Source organism: Streptomyces sp. NPDC036764, assembly GCF_055609385.1.
The window spans coordinates 130,104-150,847 of the sequence record NZ_JBVJPT010000021.1 but is presented as its reverse complement, the minus strand read 5'-3'; the positions used below and the strand labels follow the sequence as shown (position 1 = coordinate 150,847).

General features: G+C 68.9%; 19 protein-coding genes. 8 read left to right on the top strand and 11 right to left on the bottom strand.

Annotation, left to right across the window (positions count from 1 at the left end; genetic code table 11):
* The 5 genes from traA to ACZ69Q_RS43380 form a co-directional block, all read right to left on the bottom strand.
* The coding region (traA, locus tag ACZ69Q_RS43400; RefSeq protein ID WP_471053919.1) for a plasmid transfer protein TraA at positions 1-575 on the bottom strand (575 nt) is incomplete at its 3' end.
* 17 nt (positions 576-592) lie between these two features.
* Entirely contained in the window at positions 593-1,084 is a 492-nt protein-coding gene (locus ACZ69Q_RS43395; protein WP_471053916.1) for a hypothetical protein, read from the bottom strand.
* A gap of 29 nt (positions 1,085-1,113) precedes the next feature.
* On the bottom strand, positions 1,114-2,199 hold the full coding sequence (locus ACZ69Q_RS43390; RefSeq protein WP_471053913.1) for a phosphoadenosine phosphosulfate reductase domain-containing protein: 1,086 nt from the start codon (positions 2,197-2,199) through the stop codon (positions 1,114-1,116).
* A complete protein-coding gene (locus tag ACZ69Q_RS43385; protein WP_471053911.1) occupies positions 2,196-3,239 on the bottom strand; it encodes a DUF2637 domain-containing protein in 1,044 nt (347 codons plus the stop codon). The genes ACZ69Q_RS43390 and ACZ69Q_RS43385 overlap by 4 nt, the downstream gene beginning before the upstream one ends.
* On the bottom strand, positions 3,236-3,499 hold the full coding sequence (locus tag ACZ69Q_RS43380) for a DUF6284 family protein (RefSeq protein WP_471053908.1): 264 nt from the start codon (positions 3,497-3,499) through the stop codon (positions 3,236-3,238). The genes ACZ69Q_RS43385 and ACZ69Q_RS43380 overlap by 4 nt, the downstream gene beginning before the upstream one ends.
* Before the next feature lie 491 nt (positions 3,500-3,990).
* On the opposite strand from ACZ69Q_RS43380, the gene ACZ69Q_RS43375 reads away from it, so the two are divergent.
* Both ACZ69Q_RS43375 and ACZ69Q_RS43370 read left to right on the top strand, forming a co-directional pair.
* Positions 3,991-4,749: a GntR family transcriptional regulator gene (locus ACZ69Q_RS43375; protein WP_471053905.1), complete on the top strand. Its 759-nt coding sequence runs from the start codon at positions 3,991-3,993 to the stop codon at positions 4,747-4,749.
* Positions 4,746-5,423 carry a P-loop nucleotide/nucleoside kinase family protein gene (locus ACZ69Q_RS43370; RefSeq protein WP_471053902.1) on the top strand — a complete coding sequence of 226 codons (678 nt, stop codon included), beginning with the start codon at positions 4,746-4,748 and terminating at the stop codon, positions 5,421-5,423. The genes ACZ69Q_RS43375 and ACZ69Q_RS43370 overlap by 4 nt, the downstream gene beginning before the upstream one ends.
* A gap of 1,089 nt (positions 5,424-6,512) precedes the next feature.
* Here the strand turns inward: ACZ69Q_RS43370 and ACZ69Q_RS43365 are convergent.
* Positions 6,513-6,725: a hypothetical protein gene (locus tag ACZ69Q_RS43365; RefSeq protein ID WP_471053900.1), complete on the bottom strand. Its 213-nt coding sequence runs from the start codon at positions 6,723-6,725 to the stop codon at positions 6,513-6,515.
* Positions 6,726-8,260: 1,535 nt separating this feature from the next.
* On the opposite strand from ACZ69Q_RS43365, the gene ACZ69Q_RS43360 reads away from it, so the two are divergent.
* The 5 genes from ACZ69Q_RS43360 (at position 8,261) to ACZ69Q_RS43340 (ending at position 14,217) form a co-directional block, all read left to right on the top strand.
* Entirely contained in the window at positions 8,261-8,947 is a 687-nt protein-coding gene (locus ACZ69Q_RS43360) for a hypothetical protein (protein WP_471053896.1), read from the top strand.
* A 256-nt stretch (positions 8,948-9,203) separates the two neighbouring features.
* On the top strand, positions 9,204-9,620 hold the full coding sequence (locus ACZ69Q_RS43355; RefSeq protein WP_471053894.1) for a nucleotide triphosphate diphosphatase NUDT15: 417 nt from the start codon (positions 9,204-9,206) through the stop codon (positions 9,618-9,620).
* 112 nt (positions 9,621-9,732) lie between these two features.
* Positions 9,733-10,722 carry a dehydroquinate synthase/iron-containing alcohol dehydrogenase family protein gene (locus ACZ69Q_RS43350; protein ID WP_471053892.1) on the top strand — a complete coding sequence of 330 codons (990 nt, stop codon included), beginning with the start codon at positions 9,733-9,735 and terminating at the stop codon, positions 10,720-10,722.
* Positions 10,723-10,766: 44 nt separating this feature from the next.
* Positions 10,767-11,786 (top strand): PfkB family carbohydrate kinase, encoded by a 1,020-nt coding sequence (locus tag ACZ69Q_RS43345; RefSeq protein ID WP_471053890.1) that lies wholly within the window; start codon positions 10,767-10,769, stop codon positions 11,784-11,786.
* Positions 11,779-14,217: a tetratricopeptide repeat protein gene (locus ACZ69Q_RS43340; protein ID WP_471053887.1), complete on the top strand. Its 2,439-nt coding sequence runs from the start codon at positions 11,779-11,781 to the stop codon at positions 14,215-14,217. Before ACZ69Q_RS43345 ends, ACZ69Q_RS43340 begins: the two co-directional genes overlap by 8 nt.
* A gap of 19 nt (positions 14,218-14,236) precedes the next feature.
* On the opposite strand, the gene ACZ69Q_RS43335 is transcribed toward ACZ69Q_RS43340, so the two are convergent.
* The 5 genes from ACZ69Q_RS43335 to ACZ69Q_RS43315 all read right to left on the bottom strand — a co-directional run bounded on the left by ACZ69Q_RS43335 (position 14,237) and on the right by ACZ69Q_RS43315 (position 20,516).
* The gene (locus tag ACZ69Q_RS43335) at positions 14,237-14,635 is read right to left on the bottom strand and encodes a hypothetical protein (RefSeq protein ID WP_471053884.1); all 399 of its coding nucleotides are present in this window, start codon (positions 14,633-14,635) and stop codon (positions 14,237-14,239) included.
* Between the two features lie 70 nt (positions 14,636-14,705).
* The gene (locus ACZ69Q_RS43330) at positions 14,706-15,740 is read right to left on the bottom strand and encodes an MASE1 domain-containing protein (RefSeq protein WP_471053881.1); all 1,035 of its coding nucleotides are present in this window, start codon (positions 15,738-15,740) and stop codon (positions 14,706-14,708) included.
* Positions 15,741-15,745: 5 nt separating this feature from the next.
* Positions 15,746-16,609, bottom strand: coding sequence for a PP2C family protein-serine/threonine phosphatase (locus ACZ69Q_RS43325; RefSeq protein ID WP_471053878.1), 864 nt, complete (start codon positions 16,607-16,609; stop codon positions 15,746-15,748).
* Positions 16,610-16,718: 109 nt separating this feature from the next.
* The gene (locus tag ACZ69Q_RS43320; protein WP_471053875.1) at positions 16,719-19,685 is read right to left on the bottom strand and encodes a SpoIIE family protein phosphatase; all 2,967 of its coding nucleotides are present in this window, start codon (positions 19,683-19,685) and stop codon (positions 16,719-16,721) included.
* Between the two features lie 189 nt (positions 19,686-19,874).
* Entirely contained in the window at positions 19,875-20,516 is a 642-nt protein-coding gene (locus tag ACZ69Q_RS43315; RefSeq protein WP_471053872.1) for a GtrA family protein, read from the bottom strand.
* Here ACZ69Q_RS43315 and ACZ69Q_RS43310 point away from each other — a divergent pair.
* Positions 20,515-20,744 (top strand): hypothetical protein (locus ACZ69Q_RS43310; protein WP_471053870.1); only part of this gene is annotated, 230 nt, incomplete at its 3' end. The two genes, ACZ69Q_RS43315 and ACZ69Q_RS43310, sit on opposite strands and share 2 nt — an antisense overlap.

Sequence of the window (20,744 nt, the reverse complement as noted above, 5' to 3'; positions counted from 1 at the left end):
GCCCAGTTCATGACCGGCTGTGCCGGCTTGCGGGCGCGGTGACGGACGCGGTTGATCTCTTCCTCGAACTCCTGCTGGAACGTCGAGTAGCAGGAAGCCGCGTTCTTCGCGGCGCCGCGCAGGTCATCGGCGGCCTTGCGCATCTTGCGGGCCACCTTCCGGGCCCGGATGCGGGAGCCGAACGCGCGCCCCTCGGGGTCGGGCACGGCTGCCAGGACGCCTTCGAAGATCTCGGCGCCCATGGCCACCTCGATGGACAGCGTCACGGCCGCTGCGCGGAGGCTGTTGCAGTAGTTCCTCACCTGCGCGGGGGAGCCGAACTCCGGGGAGGGCAGGAGGGACTGGGCGTGCGAACCACCACCGCCGCGGGCGGTGTTCCGGTTGTTGTTCACAGTGACGTTGATCGGCGGAACGATCGAACCACCCAGCGCCCCGACGAACCCACCCGCGGCGGCGCCCGCGTTGGCGAACTTGTTGCTCTTGTTGGTGCCGCCCAGGTTTTGGGGGGTGTAGGGCCGTCCCGCCTGCCGGTTCGCGAAGCCGCGTACCTGGTTCGAGTTTGTGTTGCGTGCCATCTGGCTGTCTCCTCAGGTCAGTGGGTGCGGCGGACGATGAGCCAGGCGGTCTGAGCCGTGATCAGGGTGAGCAGCCAGATCAGCTCCAGCGGGCCGGCGAGCGGCCCGAACCCTGCCGCGAGCGCCAGCCAGGCCAGCGCGGAAGTGGCGAAGACGGTTACGCCGATGCGCCAGGCCAGGACGGATCCGGTGCCGCGGCGGCGGCGCTGCATGAGCAACAGCCACACCAGCGGCCCGGCCGCGAGCGGGGCGAGCAGCAGGCCGGACCACCAGGCGATCGTGTGGAGCAGGAAGCCGGCCACGAGCGCAAGCACGGCGAAGCCGATGGGGGCGAGCGCGCGGCGGTGGTCCCACAGCATCAGCGCAAGGCCAGTGACAGCCTGGTGGGCCAGGGAGGGGCGTTCGGGCATCACGACCACGAACGGGTCGCTACCGCGACGGCCCCGCTGACGCGGTATACGGACGGTGTGGACGGCGGCGCCGCCGCGGGTGCGGGTACGGCTGGACACAGCGAAACTCCTTGGGAGTTGGAGGGGTTTTAGGCGGCGCGCTGTTCCTCGGTGCGAGTGAAGGTGTCGAATTGGCTGGGGGTGATTAGGCCGGTGTCGCGCCAATCGGCGAGCAGATCGGCTTGTCCCTCGATGGCTTCGCACTTGCCGCACAGGCGCCCGGCCGGGCGACGGCGGGAACGCTTGCCCGGAGGGCGCTCGCCCCACCGACAGGCACTCAGACCTGCCGCCTTGGCCTCGTCCTGTAGCTCCCGCAGCGGCTTGGCCGCGTGCGGGTAGAAGAACTCGATCTCATCGAGCTCTCCGGGCTTGGCGAACGCTCCGCACAGGCACTCCCCCGACATGTGCAGGTGAACGGTGACTTCGTTCAGCGGCAGCGCTCCCGGGGTGCACAGCATGTGGTCGGCGTGCTGGTGGGGGAGGTTGCAGCGGTGGCGGTCGCGGTATTCGCGCATGTGGGCGTCGGTCCAGTGCACGATCGGGGACACCCAGATCAGGGCGCCCTCACGGTCGACCTCTTCGGCATTGCGGAAGCGGCGATCCGTCTCCGCCCACCGCATGCCACCGAGGTAGACGACGTTGCGGGTGCGTCCGTGGCGACCGATGATCTGCCCGCGGAGGCGCTGCAACGGCTCATCCTTTAACCGCCGGTACATCACGCTGTGGCCGGCCGGTCCGGGGAAGCCCTTCCATACCTGCCGGCCGATGTTCTTGCCGCGGGTGGCCAGCACGTTGCCGAGCACGAGATCCCGGTAGCTGTGCTTCGGGTGCAGTTCGTGCAGGGGCAGACCCCAGGCGGCGACCACATCACGCACATGCTGCGTGGTCTCCGGGATCCCGGTACCGGTGTTGACGTGCGCGATCGCATCCACACGCTGCCGGAAGAGGTGGTTGACAACCACGGAGTCGTTGCCGCCGGAGAACAGCCCGATCTTGGCCACGACCGGGAAGGCAGCCAGCACGCGATCGTAGATGGCGAACGAACGTGAAATCGCCTCATCCAAGGTCATCGCCTCGGGTTCAGCGTCGGCCTTCGGCGGCCGACCGATGATGCGGTCCGCCATGCCCGGGAACATGTCCCCGGCCGATTGTCGGCGCTTGTTCCGGGAGGTCATGCCGCCACCTCCGGCCCAACGGGCGCGGCAGCCTGCTGCTCGCGGGCCTCCTGAAGGCGGGCAGATACCCAGCCGACTGACCAGCCGGTGTCTTCGGCGAGCTGCCGCACCGAACGCTGCCCGTCCCGGAAGGACCGGACGTAGGAGCGGGCGTCGCTCTCCGGCATCTTCATGAACGTGGCCGCGCCGTTCACGGCACCGTTCACCGTCCCGGTCAACGCGTTCACGGCCGCCTGCTCATCGCTCGTGTCGAGCGCTGTCGCGGCGGGTTCGAGGGCGTGTCGCTCAGGCCGTGATCGCTCCGTACGCTCCTGCTGTTCACGCCGTAGGGCGTCCGCGCACTGCTGGTCCTCACGCCGCACGCGGTCTTCGTATTCGCGCTGCTCACGCCGCATGTCCGCTTCGCGGTCGAGGCGTTCACGCTCCATCCGAGCCGTGTGCTCGCGCTCAGCCAACCGTTCGACAGCCTCGCGTTCGGCCCGCTCGCGCTCCAGTCGTTCGGCGTGTTCGCGGGCGGACTGTTCAGCGCGTTCACGCTCCAGCCGCTCGTGTTCACGACCTTCACGCTCGCGCTGTTCACGCGCGGACTGTTCGGCGGCCCGTGAACGCTCGATGCGGTCCAGCGCCCGCCCGATCGCGCGCCGGTAGGCCAGTCCGGCTTCCGCGGTGACGATCAGCAGCAGCGGCGCGACCGAGTGGACGGCCACCCCGACTAAGTCGCCCTTGAGGGCGCTGTCGCCAATGTTGAGGAGCAGGGTCATCAGCCCGGTCATCCACCGCAACACCGCCGGCCAGGCACCGGAGCTCCCACCGAGGCGTGCCACGGTCGCATCGAGGCGGACCACGATGACCACGGCCGCGTCGACCACGAGCGGCAGGATCGGGGCCGTCCACTCCCAGTCGTCCGGGGTGACCCGCTCCACCAGGGGCGTGACAGTCAGGACGGAGAACAACACCGCGCCGGCCGTGATGGCCCATGTACCGGTCGCGAGCGTCTTCTCAGCGGACTGGATCTGCGCCGGGGTCAGCGGCTCGCTCACGCCCCAACCCCCGCCGCCGGGGCCGACAGGTTGGTCAGCTCTACCCGTGCGGCCAGCGCCTTGCGGCGGGCCCGGCGGATACGGCGCTCGTCCAGCTCGGTCGGCGTGCGATCGAGGGTGGTGATGTAGGCATCGAGCAAGTCAATGTCCGCCTCGATGACGGGCATCTCCAGCTCGATCGCGTCCAGCTCCGCATCCGTCGGCTCCAAGAAGTCGGCGAACGCGGTAACAGCATCCTGAACAGTCACGATGGGGCTCATAGGGTCGTGGTCCTTCCACAGGTGAACGGCCCAACAGCACCCTCGGAGCGGCAACTCCGGGGGTGCACGCCGTTTGATGGGGTGATCAGCCACGCAGAACGCGCGACAAAGCCACATAGAGCGGCTGGAGTGCCCCGGGCGAGATTCGATCTCGCACCCCTCACGGCTGGATGCCGGGGCGACGTGCTGTCTCCTTCGGGGGTGCCGCACCCGTATCAGGTAGTGCGGCATGACCCCGTTGTAGGCGTATGGAGACATGGCCTCTCGGCCTAAGCCCTCCCGAATGACCAGGGTCGGGTGCGCCCTCGGCCCGCTCTGTCCCGGGCCCCTTGACCTCCGAATGGGCCCTGTAGCAGGGCGCATTGAGGTCCGGCACCCGCTTGCCGGAAGAACCGACCGACGGGCACATCCCTAAGGTTCCCTAGGGTTCCCTGCGGTGTCAAGCGGTAAGCTAGGGAACCTCAGGGAAGTGACGACAAGGAGCGAGCGACATGGCAGGCCAGGCCGACAATCGGGCCCCGTACGCGAAGATTGCCGCCCACTACACGGAGCTGATTTCGTCCGGTGAGCTACAGCCGGGGACGCTCCTGCCGAGCATCAAGAACCTGTCGGAAGAGTGGAAGGTCAGCACCGCGACAGCCGAAAAGGCGCTTCGCAAGTTGCGCAACGAGGGACTTGTGCGAGGCATCCACGGCATCGGTACCGAAGTTCTGGACCGGCCGGCCCCGATGTCCTCGGGTGCCCAGCGGCAGGACAGGGGACGACGTACGGGGTCCAGCTGGGGGGCTGGCGAACGGTCCGACTCACATCAGGCGGCCGTGGTGTCTGCGCCTGCCGAGGTGGCGCACGCACTGGACATCGAGCCAGGCTCGGCCGTTGTACGGCGTAGCCGGGTGTACAGGGACCGGCACGGCATCGTGGCTCACAGCACGTCCTGGATTCCCGCCCAGTACGGAAAGCTGATCCCGCAGCTCGCAGCGAGCGAGCGGCTGACGGGGGGAACCTCGCTTCAGCTCATCGCCCAAGCGACTGGCCACCCGATCAGCCACCGCATCGACACGGCGTCAGCCCGCACACTGACGCCGGAGTACGCACGACTCTTGGAGCTGGACCCTGACAACTCGCCGACAGAACCGGTGGTCGTGATGACCGCGAAGTTCGTCGACAGCGAGGGCAACATCGTGGAGTACGGCGTCGACCTCGGAGGGCCGGGCCGTACATGGCGCACAGAATCGGAGGTCACCCCGTGACAGTCGCGGACGACACGCTTGTGAGCGTGCTCGAAGACCGACTGGACGCACTGCTTGCGGCCCGCCGGACTGGCACAATCACGCCGGAAGCCGAAGCAGAGATGGCCACCATCTCCCAAGCCATGGCGAGACCGATGTCCCCACGCCCCCCGTTCTGCGTCCTGATGGCCGGACTCCCCGGGTCAGGCAAGACCACGCTTTCCCGCGTCCTCACGGATCGCGGATTCGTGCGGTTGTGCCCGGATGAGGAGATGTACCGCCGGCACGGCGTCTACGGGGTCGACTTCCCCCGGGGCACCTTCCCCACCCTTGAGCGGCCAGTCCTGGAAGACGTGGCGGTCGACCTGCGGGAACAGCTCATAGCCGGGCACGATGTCGTCGTTGACCACGGCTTTTGGACTCCCGAGGATCGGGCCAAATGGCAGGCCATCGCCACCGACGCCGGCGCGGTCCCCGTACTCGTCTACCTTGCCGCCAGCCATGATGAACTGTGGGCGAGGATCAGCAAGCGCAACGAGTTCCATGCGGACGATCCGAACTCGATCTACTTCGCGGAGAGCGACCTCCAGCGGTACCGCAACCGGTTCATACCTCCCACAGCAGACGAACCGCACGTGTTGTACGAGGGTGACCCCGCTGCCGTGATCGCGACCCTGGAAGCATCCGACCACTGACGCTTCCAGGGGCAGACGCGCAGGTCAACCGGGCCGCGCTCCCAGGGAACCCCCGGCCCAGACTTCCGGCACGGGCGTCACCCCCTGACAGGCAGCGGGCGACACGTTGCTCATGCGACTGCCGGAACCCTCGCGGCCTGGCCGACGGTCTGGGCATGGACCGACCGGCCAGGCCGCGACACGCGAAGGCGCCCAGCCGGATCTCTCGACCCGGCTGGGCGCCCAGCCCCCGAAGAGGTATAGATTCGGGGCATGGCCTCGAAGGTCGGTGACGACCTTCGAGGACCGACAGGCGACTCACCGCGTAGCTCCCGGTTGCTTACCAGGGCTCAGGGCTCTACGCGGTGAGGTGCGCCACGAACGGGTTCACCAGGATGATCACGGCGTATGCCAGCACGTGGCCGCCGGCAGTGATCATCAGTTCTCGTCCGATCTTGCGCATAGGTGTTTCCTCCTCTCGCCGCTAGAAGCTTCTGCCTTCCAGATGTCTCGGTTGGGCGCCACCTCCCGTCGGAGAGTCCGCCGCCACCCCCGGGCCCTCGGCCCCAGCGAAGATCGGGATCATGTGAACCAGCTCACAAGCCCAACTGCCGTGCATCTTATGCCCGACACTCTGTGATCTGCGACACGGGGTGCCACACAATGCTTTGTGATCTCCACCACCTGACGAAGGATCATGATGACTTGGCTCCATCTCGACATTCGAATCAAAGGTTTCTCTGTGGGGTCGGATGAGCTCGCCGGGGGATTTCCGTTAAGGTCGCTGGGATTGGGAAGTCCCTCGGTGTGTGAATACCTACGGCGTCTTTGCTCGCTTTTTACGTGGTACCGGCGGGCTTATCCCGAAGAAGTCCTGCTCTTCCGGGCGCTTGAAGGCGAACCCTGTAGCGCCCTTGCGCGCGACGTAAGGCGGTCGTAGACCTCACCGTCCGGGCCATGGTTCGCACGCAGTTCCCACCCACACCCCGCCAGGTAGTACTGCCGGCGAGGGAGCTGCAGCACTCCCGGAAAGGTTGACGCCGGGCCCTGGGCACTACATCTGGCTGTGCACGCACCTGCGGCTTCGGCGCTGCTGTCTTACGCCATCGATCACGGCATGCTGAGCACAGTGATCATGGCGATGGACAACGTCATGAAGGCAACGAAGACTCCGCCGCCATACAGAACCGCGTCAACAATGGACTTGCCGGTGGCGCAGACCAAGATGCCTGCTACGAGCGCGATAAGCATCGACACGGACGCCGCAATGATCAGGTACAGAACCCTGAGGTTGGTGGTCGGTGGCGTCGACTGGCTGTTCAACGATCGGTCCCCTTCCAGGTTAGGGAAGGGTGATTGGACCGAAAAAAGACAGATCTCAGCCCAACCACCCACGTACGGGTGTTTGGCCTGAGATCTGTGACGCTCAGTCTCAAAGCGGTGATCTTGCGACGGTGGGGGCGTTGGCCCCTCATGGAGGCCCCGCATCTTCCGGTCCGTACAGCGTCCGTCGCGTCGTCGGACATCTGATGGGGCGACAGTAGCAGACGGCACTGACATCCGAGGGCGTGTGCCGGAAGCGATGTCTGGGGCCGGCTGTCACGGGCGATACCTCGCTGTGCGATGCACCGAGTGGACGTCTCTAGATTCCCGCAAGATCTTCCTGGCCAGGGCGCTAGACTCGTTTGTGCAGAGTTTGAGGGGAGGTGACCGTGAGTCAAGAGGAGTTGCCTGCAAGGCGACACGCTCTGATCATTGCGACGGGTTCTTACAGGCATGCATCTAAGTTGGGCCGGGCCCTAGAGGCTGGGACTGAAGACGTCGACTTCCTGATCAACACGTGGGTGGGGTCCGGCAAGTCCTTCAATTACATTCCCCTGAACTTCGTCCAAGACGAAGTTCGCAGTAGGCTCTTCGCCGCTGGCGAAGGGCTAAGGAATGCTGCCACGCAACGCGAAAAGCGCGTTGCGGTACGCGAATATCTCGCAGCTTTGGCAGACCTGATCTTGTGTCTGCTGTGCTTCCTAGTGAGCGCTGTGCGGCTTCTACTGTCGCTCTTGATGAGTCGTGCTGATTCAGGCTTGGCGACTGTTTGGAGGCCTCCGCCGATCGATGCGGTACCACAAATTGCGCCGCGCGGCCCCAACTTTCCCTTTCCCGTGCCTACTTGCCGGGGCGGGCATCACCGCAGCGCGCTAGGGAGCGCCGTACTAGCTGCCTGATCTACCCGCCGACCGCTTCCAGGTCGGAAGGCTCAACATCGTGTTCCAACTTCCGGACGGCACCCCGTGGGTTGCCGTGCTGGTTCTCGCCGTGTTTGGTCTGCTTGTGTTCGGGATCCGGACCGTTGTGCGGGCCGTGTGGCCTCAGAAGTCTGAGCATAGGAAAGAGCTGCTGCAAGAGTGGCAGCGGCAACGTGCTCGCCGTCGGCGGGAGAACAACATGCGGAGGTGACAGCGTCGTGACCAGTGACGATGGACGACAGCCTGACATCAACGCCTGACATCAACACCCACGTACACGAGCACACGGCGATGGACCAACGTCGACCCTTGGCTGTGGCTGGACGTCGCTGTTCGGCTGGTCGGCGTCTCGCGAATCTGAGGTGAACGCGCCTACGGATCAGAAGGTTGCAGGTTCGAATCCTGCCGAGTGCACATAGGTGAGAGGCCCCGGAGAGATCCGGGGCCTTTTGCGTTTGGGAGTAGTACGGCAGCGAAGTGGCTGTGGTGCCGCCGCTTCTGTTTCGTCCGGTCAGGAACGGTCCCGGGATGCGCGCTGGTGGCACGCGTTCTGTTGGACTCGAAGGCGCGCCCTTACAGTCTTGCGTCGGTTCGTGGACCGACTCGGGGGCGGCTATGGAGACCATGCAGCGTGTGATCCTTCGGAGCGGGTTGTTTTCACGGCTTCTGTTCGTGTTGTGGTGTTTTGCGCTGTTCCTTCTTATGTATGCCTTGATCCGGCAGAACCTGCCCGCGCGGTTGACCCACAGTTGGCCTTGGAAAGTTCAGCTTCTGGATCTCCAGAGTGCAGTCGCGGCGGTACTCGCCACAGGAGGCGCATCACTGGGCCGTGCCCAATACGCACGCACGGTGAGGCCGACGCTCGGCTACTTCAGCCGTGTCTACGCCGGCTTTGCCCCGCACGGTCGGTTGGCATGGGTGTGCCACTTGCTCAATGGCAGCCAGGATGTCGCCGTCATCACGGACGTGCGCTACTCGATCGCCTACACGCCGGCCGCGCATGCCCGAGGTGCCAGGGATTCCTCAGGGTGGGTCCGGCACCAGGCCGCGGTGGCGTCGATCGAGATCTGCGGTCTCGTGCATCGGGAAGACTTCCACCTGAACCTCATTGGGCCCGGACTTCCGATTTCTGGGCAGTCGCTGCTCGTGGGATGGTTCACGGAAGTGGCCATGTGCAACGTGGACAACTTGTTTGTCAGAGTACGTGTGTTGGATCGAGTAGGGGACACCCATGAACGTGTGATCAGTTTGTTGAAGGGGGCCGATCGCTCGCCTTCTCATCCAGACCCGCCACCTCTCTGACAGACCCACCACCTCTCTGGCCGGGACCTCCATCGGCATGGCGATCTGTGAGTGCCGAGGATGTTCTCGGCGTCCGCCGAGCGGTGGCGTTCTGCGGTATCGGTTCCGGCTTCCCGGCCCCTGTCCGAATGGGCTTGGCCAACGGTTGGGGTTCGTCGGCGGGGGGTATGCCAGACGGGTCGGAGCCACCACGCCGAGGCGGGGGCCGGAGGATGCTGTGGTGCGGTGGCCGGGTCCTGACGTCTCGGGGGCTTCCATGAGTGTGGCCGAACGGCCGAAAATCGGGGTCGGCGTCATGCTGCTCAGGGATTCCGCCATTCTGCTGGGGAAACGGCTGCGGGCGCACGGTGCCGGGAGCTACGGCTGGTGTGGCGGGCACGTGGAGTTCGGAGAGTCGCTTGAGGAGGCCGCCGCCCGGGAGGTCATGGAGGAGAGCGGCCTCAAGGTGCACGGTCTCAGCCTGCTGTGCGTGAGCAATGTCCGCGAGTACGGACGCCACTACATCGACATCGAGTTCGTCGCGGAAGAGATCGAAGGTACTCCCACGGTCAGGGAGCCGGACCGGCTGGAGAGTTGGGCGTGGTATCCGCTCGACGCCCTGCCCAGTCCTTTGTTCCTGCCCGTGCAACTAGCGCTTCGCAGCTATCGGTCGGGGCAGATTTACAACCCGTGAGTCAACGGGCCGGGGGCACCATTCGAGTCTTTATCCGGGTGGGTGATCAATGACAACGCCGGTCGGGGCGAGGGCGAGGAGCGCGCGGCATGATGCGGCGTGCTATCCCCGTTTGGACTTCGTTTCGCAGTCGATTCCGCAAGCCCTTTCCGCCGCCATGGACGACTCCACCCTTCTCGTGGCCGACGGCCATAACTTCCCCATCGTGCGGGGCCTGGGCGAGACGGTGCTTGTCACCGAGCCGCATGTCGAAACCGTGCAGGAGATCCGGACCAAATACCGGTACGACAAGGTGATCGCCGTCGGCGGCTGCTCGGTGCTGGATGTCGGCCGGGCCTGCGCGGAACCCGGGTCCTTACTGGTGTTCCCGTCGATCCTGTCCAACGCCTGCTTGAGCACAGATCGCAGCGTGCTGATCCGGGACGGCATTCGTACCAGCCGGCGCACCGTCGCGCCGGTCAGCACAGTGATCAGCGAGCCCTCCGTCCAGGCGGCCCACAGGGGCCCCGGCGTGAAGTGGACGACCTCGGGCCTGGGCGATCTGTTCAGTTCGCTCAGTGCCTCGATCGAGTACCAGTGGCCCGACGGCGAGGACGACCGCATCAACCTGTCACTCACCCGAATGACGTCCCGCGTCCCCGGCGTCTGGGCGGCTGCGGGATGGGTGCTCGCCAGCCCTGGGCCGGTGGACCGTCTGGACCTGCGGTCCCTGGCCCGGTACCTGCACGAGTCGTCTCTCGAAGTGCTCCGCCTGGGCCACACCAGGCTGAACGCCGCCAGCGAACACCTGCTCTGCTACCGGCTCCAGGAGCGGCATCACTACCCCGCCGATCGCGCGACCCACGGACGTCTGGTCAGCATCGGCACGCTTCTGGTGTGCGCGATGTTCTCCCGCAGCAGTGGAGAGCACGGTTTCTACGGGTCGATACGCCGGCTCTTCGAGAAGTCCGGACTGCCGGACACGTACAGGGACTTGGCGCGAATCGGTGTCCTGCGTGAGCACGTCCTGCGCGGGCTCGACGATCTGACCGACACCGACTGTCTTCTCGGGCGGTTGTATCGGAAGTACGGGTTCCGCATGGCTGACGACGTCTTCGGCTGACGCGAGCCATTCACCAGTGGGTTCGTCACCGAGAAGAGGAGCGGATGGGACAGCGCACGGGCGGGTGGCAGGCCGACGCGGGCAGACCGAACATTGTGGTGACGGGGAACTCGGTCATGGATCTCCTCTACCGTGTGCGGTCCCTGCCGAAGTGGTCCGGGGCCGTACCGGCCTCCGACGTGACCGTGCTGCCGGGCGGCAAGGGGTTCAACCAGGCACTTGCCGCAGCCCGGTTGGACGCGCGGGTCCACCTCATCAGTGCCGCGGGGCACGACCCGTGGGGTATCAGGCTGAGGGAGTCGCTGGTCGCGAAGGGAGTGGACGTCTCCCACTTCCTGTTGAGGGAGGGCGCTGTCACCTCACCTGTGGCAGTCCTCGTGGGACCTGGCGGAGAGACGTCCTTCATCGGGTGGAAGCAGCCCGCGCCCCTGCAACTGCGTGACATCGAGATCGAAGCGGCCCGGCCTGTCGTCAGCGGCGCGGACGTCCTGATGGCCACGCTGGAGATACGTCCGGCCATCCTGTTACAGCTCTTCCAGATCGCGGCGGAGTCCGGAGTCACCGTGATGCTCAACCCGGGGCCCACGCCCGACCTGGCCGACCTGCCGGAAGTCGGCAAGCTCCTGCCCTACGTGGACATCCTCGTGCCCAACCGGGAGGAGGCCACGCTCCTGGCGCACGGCGCGGGCCTCGGCGATCCGGGCGGCGCCGAAGAACTCGCAGCGGCCCTGCACGGGACGGGCATCTCCGTGGTCTGCGTCACCGACGCGGGCAGAGGGTGCGCCGTGGCGTCGGGCGAAGGGACGTTCCGGTCGCCCGGATTTCCCTCTCGGGTGCGGGACACGACAGGGGCGAGCGACGCGTTCTGCTCCGCGCTGGCCGTGAGCATGGCCGCGGGAGCGGACCTTCGCACCGCCGCGTCGTACGCCAACGCCGCCGGGGCGCTCACCGTACGTACGGTCGGATCCTCCTCCGCCCTCCCGGACGACCGGGCCATACGGCGGGTGCTGTCGGCATCGGGGAACGGGCCCGTCACGCCGGGTCCGGGAGACCGCGATGAGTGAGCGTCCGGCCGAGGTCAACGCCCGTGACCTGCAAGGCGCCCAGATCGGCGACGGTGGCCACCAGGCGAACACCTGGAACAACACCTGGATCACGACGGCTGCGTCCGTCCAGTGGCCCATGCAGGTGGGGCGGCCCCCCACGCGGCCGGCGGCCTTCCAGCAGCGGCACGCCATGTCGGCGAAGATCTCGCGGATACTGGATGACGGCGGCGCCACCGTGCTCACGCAGGTGGTGGCGACCGGCGGCGGCGGTGTCGGCAAGACACAACTGGCCGCGAACACCTTCCTCCAGGCTCGCGAGGACGGCCTGCAGCTCCTGCTGTGGGTGAACGCCATGTCCAGGGAATCGATCGTCAGTACGTTCGCGCAAGCGCGCATCGAGACCAGCCCCGGTGCCCTGCACGCCCAGTCGGCCGACGTCCTGTGCGACCGTTTCCTCGACTGGCTCAGCACCACCCGGACGACATGGCTGATCGTCCTGGACGACGTCAGCGATCCCGCGGACCTGGTGGGGCTGTGGCCGGAAGGGCCGGCGGGCCGGGTACTGGTCACCACGCGGCGCCGGGACTGCGCGCCGGCGGGCGCTCAGCAGATCACGGTGGACGTGTTCACCCCCGAGGAGGCGCACGCCTACCTCGTGCACCGGCTCGGCACCCCTGGGGCGCAGGACACCCATCCCCAGGTGCTGGACGAGGCCGCCGCACTCGCAGACGACTTGGGACGGCTGCCGGTCGCCCTGGCGCAGGCGGCAGGCGTCATCCGCAACCAGGGCATCACCTGCGCGCAGTACCGGACATCCTTCGCCCAGCGGTCGCAGCGGCTCGATCACCTCTTCCCGCGGGATGCGAGTGCGGACGGCTACGCGCACACGGTCGCAACTACGTGGTCCCTGGCCGTCGATCGCGCGGACCAGCTCCCTCCCCTCGGGCTGGCACGTCCGGCTCTGTACGTGGCCGCCGTGCTCGATCCGAACGGCGCGCCGGACTCGATCTGGCTGGCCGAACCCGTACGCCGGTTCCTGGCCGCGACGACGTTGCCCGCCCGGACGGACGTCACACCGGCGGAGACCAGGGCGGCACTGCGCAACCTGCACCGGCTGAGCCTGGTGACCCACGACCCCGCGGGGGGCTCGGTGGCGATCCGTACACATGCCCTCGTACAGCGCGCGGTTCTCGACCCGCTGCCGGCCGAGACCCACGAAGCCGCGGTACGTGCCGCGGCGGACGCGCTCGCCGCGGACTGGCCGGCGATCGAGGACGACCCGGAGCACTCGCGTGTACTGCGGCACAACGTCGCCGCCCTCGCCGCCTACGAGGGCGCGACAATGTGGCGTCCGCGATTGCACAGAGCACTGTTCCAGGCGGCGGGCAGCCTGGGCGAGCTCGGTCTGATCGACGGCGCGGTCGCCAACTGGGAGAGCCTCACGGCTACGGCGGCCCGGCACCTGGGCGCGGACCACCCGGACACTCTGGCGGCCCGCTACGGCATGGCGTACTGGCTGGGATCGGCGGGCCGCGTCACCGAAGCGCTGGAAGCCATGGGTGCGCTGCTCGAGGACCGGGTCAGACTTCTCGGGCAGGAGCACCCGGAAACCCTCAACACCCGGCACAATCTCTGCGATTGGCAAGGGGCCGTAGGGGATGCCGCAGCGGCGGCCGAGGCACTCAGAGCGCTGCTGCGGGACCGGCTGCGGTTGCTGGGGCCGGATCATCCGCACACCCTGATGACCCGGCACAGCCTGGCTCGCTGGCAGGGTGTGGCCGGCGACCCGGGCGGAGCGGTCCAGGAGTTCGAGCGGCTGGTCGCCGACCGCAGCCGGGTGGTCGGGCCGGAGCATCCGGACACGCTCGCGGCCCGTCACGCTCTGGCGTGCTTCCGTGGAGCCGTGGGTGACTGCCCGAACGCGGTGGTGGAGCTGAGGGCGCTCCTGAACGACAAACTGAGGCTGCTCGGTTCCGACCATCCCAGCACGCTGACGACCCGTCACGACCTGGCCTGCTGGCAAGGCGCCCATGGAGACGTCCCCGCCGCGGTGTCAGCCCTGACGGCACTGCTGGAGGACAGGCGGCGGGTGCTGGGCGCGGACCACCCCCGCACCCTCACGACACGTCAGGATCTCGCCGACTGGCTGGGGGAGACGGGAGACGCCGAAGGCGCCGCGCAGGCGTTCCGGGCGCTGCTGGACGACCGGCTGCGGGTACTCGGCGGCCGGCACCCGGACGTCACGATCACCTTGCACGGCCTGGCGTTCTGGCTCACCGAGGCGGGGCATACGGAACAGGCGGCCGCCGTGGTGCTGGAGTGGCGGCAGGCCACGGCGCAGGGCGGTGGCAAGGCCTCGGCCGCCGGACGACCGCCGGGGCCGGAGGGCTGGCGCGAAGGCAGGGCGCGCCGGTGGCTGACACGCTGGTCCAGCCGGGCGCTTCAGTGAACCGACCGGCCGGGGTTCGTCACTGAGTCCCGTCCGGCCGTGTGCCGAAGGTGTTCTGCTGGTTTCCGAAGTCGCCGATCTGCAGGCCCTGGGCGTTGCGTACGTCGACCCGGTACTTCCCGCTCACCGAACCCGTGGGGTCGGTGATACGCATGATCTGCGCCGACGTGCGCAGTGCCTCTTCGTCGCCGTCGGCACCCGTCTCGGCGAGGTACCTGCGTACGGCCGCCGCGAAGGCGTCGGGGTCCTGCTCGTGCAGGTCCAGGGCGGCGGGGGCCTGTGGATGTCGTGAGAACAGTTGCCGCAGTCGTTCGCGTAGCGCGCTGTGGGCGCTGTTGACGGCGAGGGTGGCCGATTGACCGACCGCGGCAGTGCCACCGACCGCAAGGGCCGCGAGGATCAGGTCGGCGCCTTCCATGCATCCCCCCGTGGTCACGCGCTAGGACTCCCATCATGGCGCAACCGGGACCCGGCCGACCACGGTCGCGCTACTTGCGATCCTCGTTCCTTCCCGTCCGCAGCGTCGGGTGATGGTCCAGGGGCTGGTCCTGGACCAGTCGGGACAGGGCCACCGTGAGGCGTTCGCAGGCTTCTCTCAGGGCGCGGACCGTGTGGTTGCGTTCGGCGACGGTGGCGGAGAGGAGGAGGGACGTCAGGGCCACCGTGCCGTTGAAGGCCTGGAGGATGACCATCTTGGCCAGGAGGTTGTGGTCGGAGAACGGGCCCGCGCCGTCCGCGCCGGCGGAGATCGCGAGCACCGAGGTGATCAGTGCGCACGGCGCCGCACCCGGGAGTTGGAAGCGGAAGGCCGCCCAGATCAGGAAGGGGACGACGAGGAAGAGGAGGTTGAAGGAGCTGCGGGTGGCCAGGAGGGAGGCCGCGGTGGTGCCGGCCAGCAGGGCCGCTGCCTCGACCCAGCGCAGCACGGGGACGTCGTGTGGCCGTCGCACGGTGCGCGCGGCGAGCAGCAGGGGCGCGATGACGAGGACGCCCATCGCGTCGCCCGTCCACCACACCGACCAGGTCGGCCAGAAGTCGTCGGCCGCCAGCGCCTCGGAGGCCACCAGGACCCCCGTGCCGATCGTCGCGCTGATCAGCATTCCGCCCAGAGCTCCGAGGAAGACCAGGGCCAGGGCGTCCTGGAGCCGGTCCAGAGCGAGGCGGAACCTCACTCGCCGCAGCAGGAGGCAGGCGCAGACCGGGGCGATCGTGTTGCCGGCGACGATGGCGAGCACGGGCAGGATCGACGGTCCGAGCGGCACGTTCACCACGAACGCCCCGAGCGCGATGCCGGGCCACATCCGCAGGCCCCACATCAGCAGGGCCACCAGGGCGATGCCGGTGGGCGGCCAGAAGGGCGTGACCTGGCCCCGTACCAGCTCCTGTTCCAGGCCCAGCTTGGCGCTGCCGTAGTAGGCGGCCGTGACGGCGGTCAGGCGCAGGGCGTGGACGGCGTAGTCGCGGAGCCGGAGCCGTGGGCTGTCCGTCTTGTTCGACGCCACGGGGGCGACCAGACCGTACATGCCGCTCACTCTTCGCCGAGGTCACCGAGGTCACCGAGGTCACCGAGGTCGCCGAAGTCGCCGTAGCGCAGGACGAGGACCGCGGCGTCGTCGCTGTGGCCGGTCAGGTCCGCGACCTTGATCACCTGGGCGGCCAGTTCCCCGGGGTCGGCGCAGCAGCCGTCGCCGACCAGGTCGGCCACCCGCTTCAGCCCGTCGTCGATGGGATAGCCGGGGCCCTCCACCACGCCGTCGGTGAGCAGGACGAACGCGCCCGTGTCGGTCAGGCGTCGGCGGAACGACGGATAGTGCTCGCCGGCGTTGATGCCCAGCGGCAGGCCGCCGTCGTTCATGACGATCTCGCAGCGGCCGCCGGTCGTGGCCCACACCGCCGGGACGTGCCCGGCGCGGGCGTCGCGCAGCTCCTTGGTGGCCGGGTCGAAACGCAGGAACGTGCAGGTCACGAAGAGCTCGGAGGCCATCGCGACCAGCAGGTCGTTGGTGCGCCCCAGCACCTCGGCCGGGTCCGTGGTGGCGGTGGCGACGGCGCGCAGGCAGGTGCGCACCTGGCCCATCAGCGCCGCTGCCTCGACGTCGTGGCCCTGGACGTCCCCGATCGCGAAGCCCACCGAGCCGTCCGGCATGCGGAAGCCGTCGAACCAGTCGCCACCGATGTCCAGACCGACCCGCGCGGGCGTGTACCGGCCCGCCGCCCGCAGACACGGCACGTCCGGCAGCTCGGCGGCGAGGACCTGGCGCTGGAGCGCGGCGGCGAGCTCGACGCGTGCCTGGTGGAACTTGATCTGGTCCAGAATCCGGCCGGTGAGATCCCCGAGCTCCTGCAGCAGCTCTCTGGTGGCACCGGCCGAATCGGTGCGGCGGTGGGCCATGGCATCACACTCCGGGTCTCCTGCGGAGCGCCATATGCGGCGATGCGTCGCATATGTGGCGCTTTCACGGTACCCCGCGGTGACGGGAGGGTCCTGTCCCGGACCCGGATCAGTCCTGGTCGCCGAAGGCCAGCGCGTCCAGGTCCCCGTCGAAGTCCTCCCCCAGCCCCGGCAGGCCCAGGAACATCCGCTCCAGCGGGTCGGGCGCCGGCTCGTCCGGCTCGTCCCGTACGGCGTCCGGTGCCGTCTGGAGGGTCTGTTCCGTCCAGATGCACTTGCCGGTCGGCGTGTACCGGGTCCCCCAGCGCTGCGACAGCGCGGTGATGAGCTGCAGCCCGCGGCCCCCCTCGTCCGTATCCGTCGCCCGGCGTATGCGCGGCATCGTCAGGCTGCCGTCGAAGACCTCGCAGATCAGGGAGGCGTCGTGCAGGAGCCGTAGCCGCAGCGGGCCCCTGGCGTGGCGGATGACGTTGCCGACGAGCTCGCTCGCCAACAGCTCGGTGGTGGAGGTGAGGGCCTCCAGGTCCCAGGCCGCGAGCTGCTTGCGGATCAGGGCGCGGGCCTGGCCCGCAGCCCGCGGGTCCTTGGGAAGCGGCCAGGAGGCCATGCGGGAGTCGGGCAGCGCGTGCAGTCGGGCCAGCAGGAAGGCCGCGTCGTCGGCGGTCTGCTGGCCGGCCGGCAGCAGGGCCGTGGTGACCCGCTCGCAGAGCCGCTCCAGGTCCGTCACCGTGCCGTCCGCGTGGGCGGTGCGCAGCACCTCGGCCAGGGCCGCCATGCCCTCGTCCATCTCGCGCTTCGACGACTCCACCAGGCCGTCGGTGTACAGCGCCAGCACGCTGCCCTCGGGGACCGGGATCTCGGTCGTCTCGAAGGGCGGCTCGGCCGCGCCGAGCGGCGGGTCCACCGACAGGGGCGGGAAGACGACCGTGCCGTCGGGATGCAGGAGGGCCGGCGGGGGGTGACCCGCCCGCGCTATGGAGCAGACGCGGGTCGTGGAGTCGTACAACGCGTACAGACACGTCACGTACGACTCCTCGCCCATGGCGCCGACGATGTCGTTGAGGTGGCTCATGATCTCGTCGGGCGGCAGTTCGAGGTCGGCCAGGGTGTGGACGGCCGTGCGCAGGCGGCCCATCGTCGCCGCCTCCGGCAGGCCATGGCCCATGACGTCGCCCACGACCAGGGCGACCTGGCCGCCGGACAGCGGGATGATGTCGTACCAGTCGCCGCCCACGTCCATGCCCTGGCCGGCCGGTAGATAGCGGGCGGCGGCCGTGCAGGCGGGCAGGGCCGGCAGGTCCCGGGGGAGCAGGCTGCGCTGGAGCTCGCGGGAGCGGGTGTGTTCGGCGTCGAAGAGGCGGGCCCGCTCCAGGGCCTGCGCGACCAGGGCGCTGGTCGCGGTCAGCAGGGTGCGCTCCTCGTCGGTGAGGCGGCGCGGGTGGTCGAAGGTGACCGCGCAGATGCCGAAGGTGTGCCCGCTGGCGGTGAGCGGGAGCAGCGCCCAGGCCTGCTTGCCGGCGCGTGCGGGCAGGTCGGCCAGCTCGGGGTAGTGGGCGGCGAACTCCTGAGCCGTGGACAGGAACCGTGGCGTCCCGGCCACGATCGCGTCCCACAGCGGGCTGGTCTGCGTACGCGCGCGGCCGTCGAGCACGGCGAGTACGTCGTCGGGGTAGCCGACGGAGCCGACCGTGTGCAGCCGGTCGCCCTCCACGGTCTGTACGACGAGACCGGCCGCCTCGAACGGCGGCAGCACCCCGCGCGCGACCGCGTCCACCACGTCCGCCGACGTCGTCGCCTTCGCGAGGGCCGCCGTGAGCTCCCCTATCCGGGCGGCGCGTTCGGTGGCCGCCCGGTCGGCGGACCGGCGCTCCTCCTCCAGCCGCCGCCTCTCGGTGACGTCGGTGAAGTAGATGGTGCGGCCGTCGGGACCCGGCACCAGCCGCAGATGGCACAGGCGCCCGTTCGGCAGCCGTACGTCGAAGCTCACCGACTTCTCCGCGGCGGCGGCCTGCCGGCAGCGGATCTCCAGGCCGGGCACCTGCTCGGCGGCGGGCAGGTCCCACAGCAGACAGCCGAACAGCTCCTCGTCGGAGAAGCCCAGGGTGCGCTCGGCCTCCAGGTTGGCGAAGGTGATGCGCCAGTCGTCGTCCATCGCCAGGAAGCCGTCGCTCATGTGGCGCAGGGCGCGGCTGAGGGTGTCACGGGCGGAGCGGGGTTCGTTGCTGTCCCAGCCCACCCCTGTCATCCGGTGCGGTTCGCCGTGCTCGTCGTACGTCGGTCTGGCGCGGGCCTGGGTCCAGCCCCAGGTGCCGTCCAGTTTGCGCACCCGGTACTCGGCCTCGAAGACGCTGCCGGTGCGGATCGCGCGGTCCACCGCGGCCAGCGTCGGCGGCAGGTCGTCGGGGTGGACGCACCGCATCCAGTTCTCGACCCTGCCGGTGTAGTCCTCCGGCAAGGTGCCGTACAGCTCCAGGGCGGCCTCGTCCCAGATCAGTTCGCCGGTGGCGATGTTCCAGTCCCAGGAGCCGACGCTGACCTCCTTCAGGGCCTGGCGCAGGCGCTCGCCGGTGTGTTCCGGCTGCTGCGCCGACCGCAGGGGGCCGGTCGGCGGCGGCGCCTGGCCCATACGGTCCTCGGTCCACGAGACGACGGACCGCAGGAACGCCCAGTGGTCGGGGCCCGGTTCGCCGGGGTCGTCCATCAGGACGCTGAGGGCGCCGGTGCCGCGGTTGCCGCTGTACAGCGGCAGGGCGGCGAGGCCGGTGCCGGGCCAGGCGGCGTCCGGGCACTCGGCCGCGCCGGCCGGGCTCAGCGGGACCCAGACGCCGTTGCCCTCGCGCAGCGCGCGGGCCGGGGCCAGGGGGCCCTCCTGGCCGACGATCTCCCAGGAACGGGTGAGGGCGGGCGGGAGCCCGGCGGTCGACACCAGGCGCAGCGCGGACATCGGGCCCCGCAGGTGGATCATGCCGCCCAGCGCACCCAGCTCGCCCACCGCGTGCTGGAGGGCCAGCCGGAAGACCTCGCTTTCCGCGACACCGGGGGCCACTGTGCCGAGCAGTGCCAGCCGAGCGTTCATGTCGCGGACTTTACCGTTCAGGACCCGGGCGAACCCTCGCTTCGCAAGATCCTCACGGGCACCGTGAAGTGCACTGAAAGGAAGTCAACAGGCGTGGAGGAAAGTGGAGTTGGGGGTGTGGGAGGCGAGGGCTCGGTGCCGGGTGCCGGGTGCCGTGCGCCGTGCCATGCCGTGTCCGTCGGCGGGCGGCTATGCGGGCGACGGGATCATCGCGGGGTAGGCGGGGGCCAGTTGCTCGCGTACGGTCTCCGCTTCCGCGCTCCTGCGCGGGTTCGGTTCGGTCCGCATGGTCCGCCCGTTCCGCTCGTCCCGCCCGTTCCGCTCGTCCCGCCCGTTCCGCTCGTCCCGCCCGTTCCGCTCGTCCCGCCCGTCTCGCCCGTTCCGTTCGGCGAACACGAACAGCCGCAGGAGCAGGAAGCGGCCGATGCCGGCCAGGCCGGAGGCGGTGAGGTAGACGGTCTGCTCCCAGACCATGCCGGGCGACGGCTGCACGGCGTGCAGCGCGAACATCGCGGCGGTCGTGGCCAGATAGGCGGCGACGGCCGACCCCGAGGACTGCATGTGCCGCCGCCAGTCGGGACGCTGCCCGGTGCCGAAGGTGAACAGAGCGTGCAACTCGGTGCACAGGAGCGTGCCGACGACGGTGACCAGGGCGTTCGCGACCGCCCAGGGCATCGCAGCGGCCAGCATCGGCACGGCGGCACTGGAGAGCAGCCCGACGCCGCCGCCGCACACCACGAACCGCACGAACGAGGAGAGGGGACCCGGCCTTGCCGGGCCCGACCGGCTCGACGGCGCCGGGCTCGGCCTCGACGGGCGCTGCGACTCCATGGCGGCTTCCTTCCGGGCGGGCGGCATCCTCAACGGGATCCAGCTCATCCCGGCCCGGCTTCAGCGCGACCTCAGGCGGGCTTCAGCGGGCTTCAGCGGGTATCGCCCGGGTTTCAGCCAGGGTCGGCGCGCCGGCCGGGATGAACTGGGGCCAACGATGCCGTCGTCCACGGGCGGAAACGATGGAGTGTCCTACCGGATCGAAGGTGGGGCAGGCTCCACCCTTGG

Excerpts from the sequence above, each read along its gene's own strand:
- ACZ69Q_RS43330 (WP_471053881.1), bottom strand. The coding sequence starts at position 15,740 with ATGTACGGTCTGGTCGCCCCCGTGGCGTCGAACAAGACGGACAGCCCA.
- ACZ69Q_RS43335 (WP_471053884.1), bottom strand. The coding sequence starts at position 14,635 with ATGGAAGGCGCCGACCTGATCCTCGCGGCCCTTGCGGTCGGTGGCACT.
- ACZ69Q_RS43375 (WP_471053905.1), top strand. The coding sequence starts at position 3,991 with ATGGCAGGCCAGGCCGACAATCGGGCCCCGTACGCGAAGATTGCCGCC.
- ACZ69Q_RS43345 (WP_471053890.1), top strand. The coding sequence starts at position 10,767 with ATGGGACAGCGCACGGGCGGGTGGCAGGCCGACGCGGGCAGACCGAAC.
- ACZ69Q_RS43320 (WP_471053875.1), bottom strand. The coding sequence starts at position 19,685 with ATGAACGCTCGGCTGGCACTGCTCGGCACAGTGGCCCCCGGTGTCGCG.
- ACZ69Q_RS43325 (WP_471053878.1), bottom strand. The coding sequence starts at position 16,609 with ATGGCCCACCGCCGCACCGATTCGGCCGGTGCCACCAGAGAGCTGCTG.
- ACZ69Q_RS43360 (WP_471053896.1), top strand. The coding sequence starts at position 8,261 with ATGGAGACCATGCAGCGTGTGATCCTTCGGAGCGGGTTGTTTTCACGG.
- ACZ69Q_RS43340 (WP_471053887.1), top strand. The coding sequence starts at position 11,779 with ATGAGTGAGCGTCCGGCCGAGGTCAACGCCCGTGACCTGCAAGGCGCC.
- ACZ69Q_RS43380 (WP_471053908.1), bottom strand. The coding sequence starts at position 3,499 with ATGAGCCCCATCGTGACTGTTCAGGATGCTGTTACCGCGTTCGCCGAC.
- ACZ69Q_RS43390 (WP_471053913.1), bottom strand. The coding sequence starts at position 2,199 with ATGACCTCCCGGAACAAGCGCCGACAATCGGCCGGGGACATGTTCCCG.
- ACZ69Q_RS43315 (WP_471053872.1), bottom strand. The coding sequence starts at position 20,516 with ATGGAGTCGCAGCGCCCGTCGAGGCCGAGCCCGGCGCCGTCGAGCCGG.
- ACZ69Q_RS43355 (WP_471053894.1), top strand. The coding sequence starts at position 9,204 with ATGAGTGTGGCCGAACGGCCGAAAATCGGGGTCGGCGTCATGCTGCTC.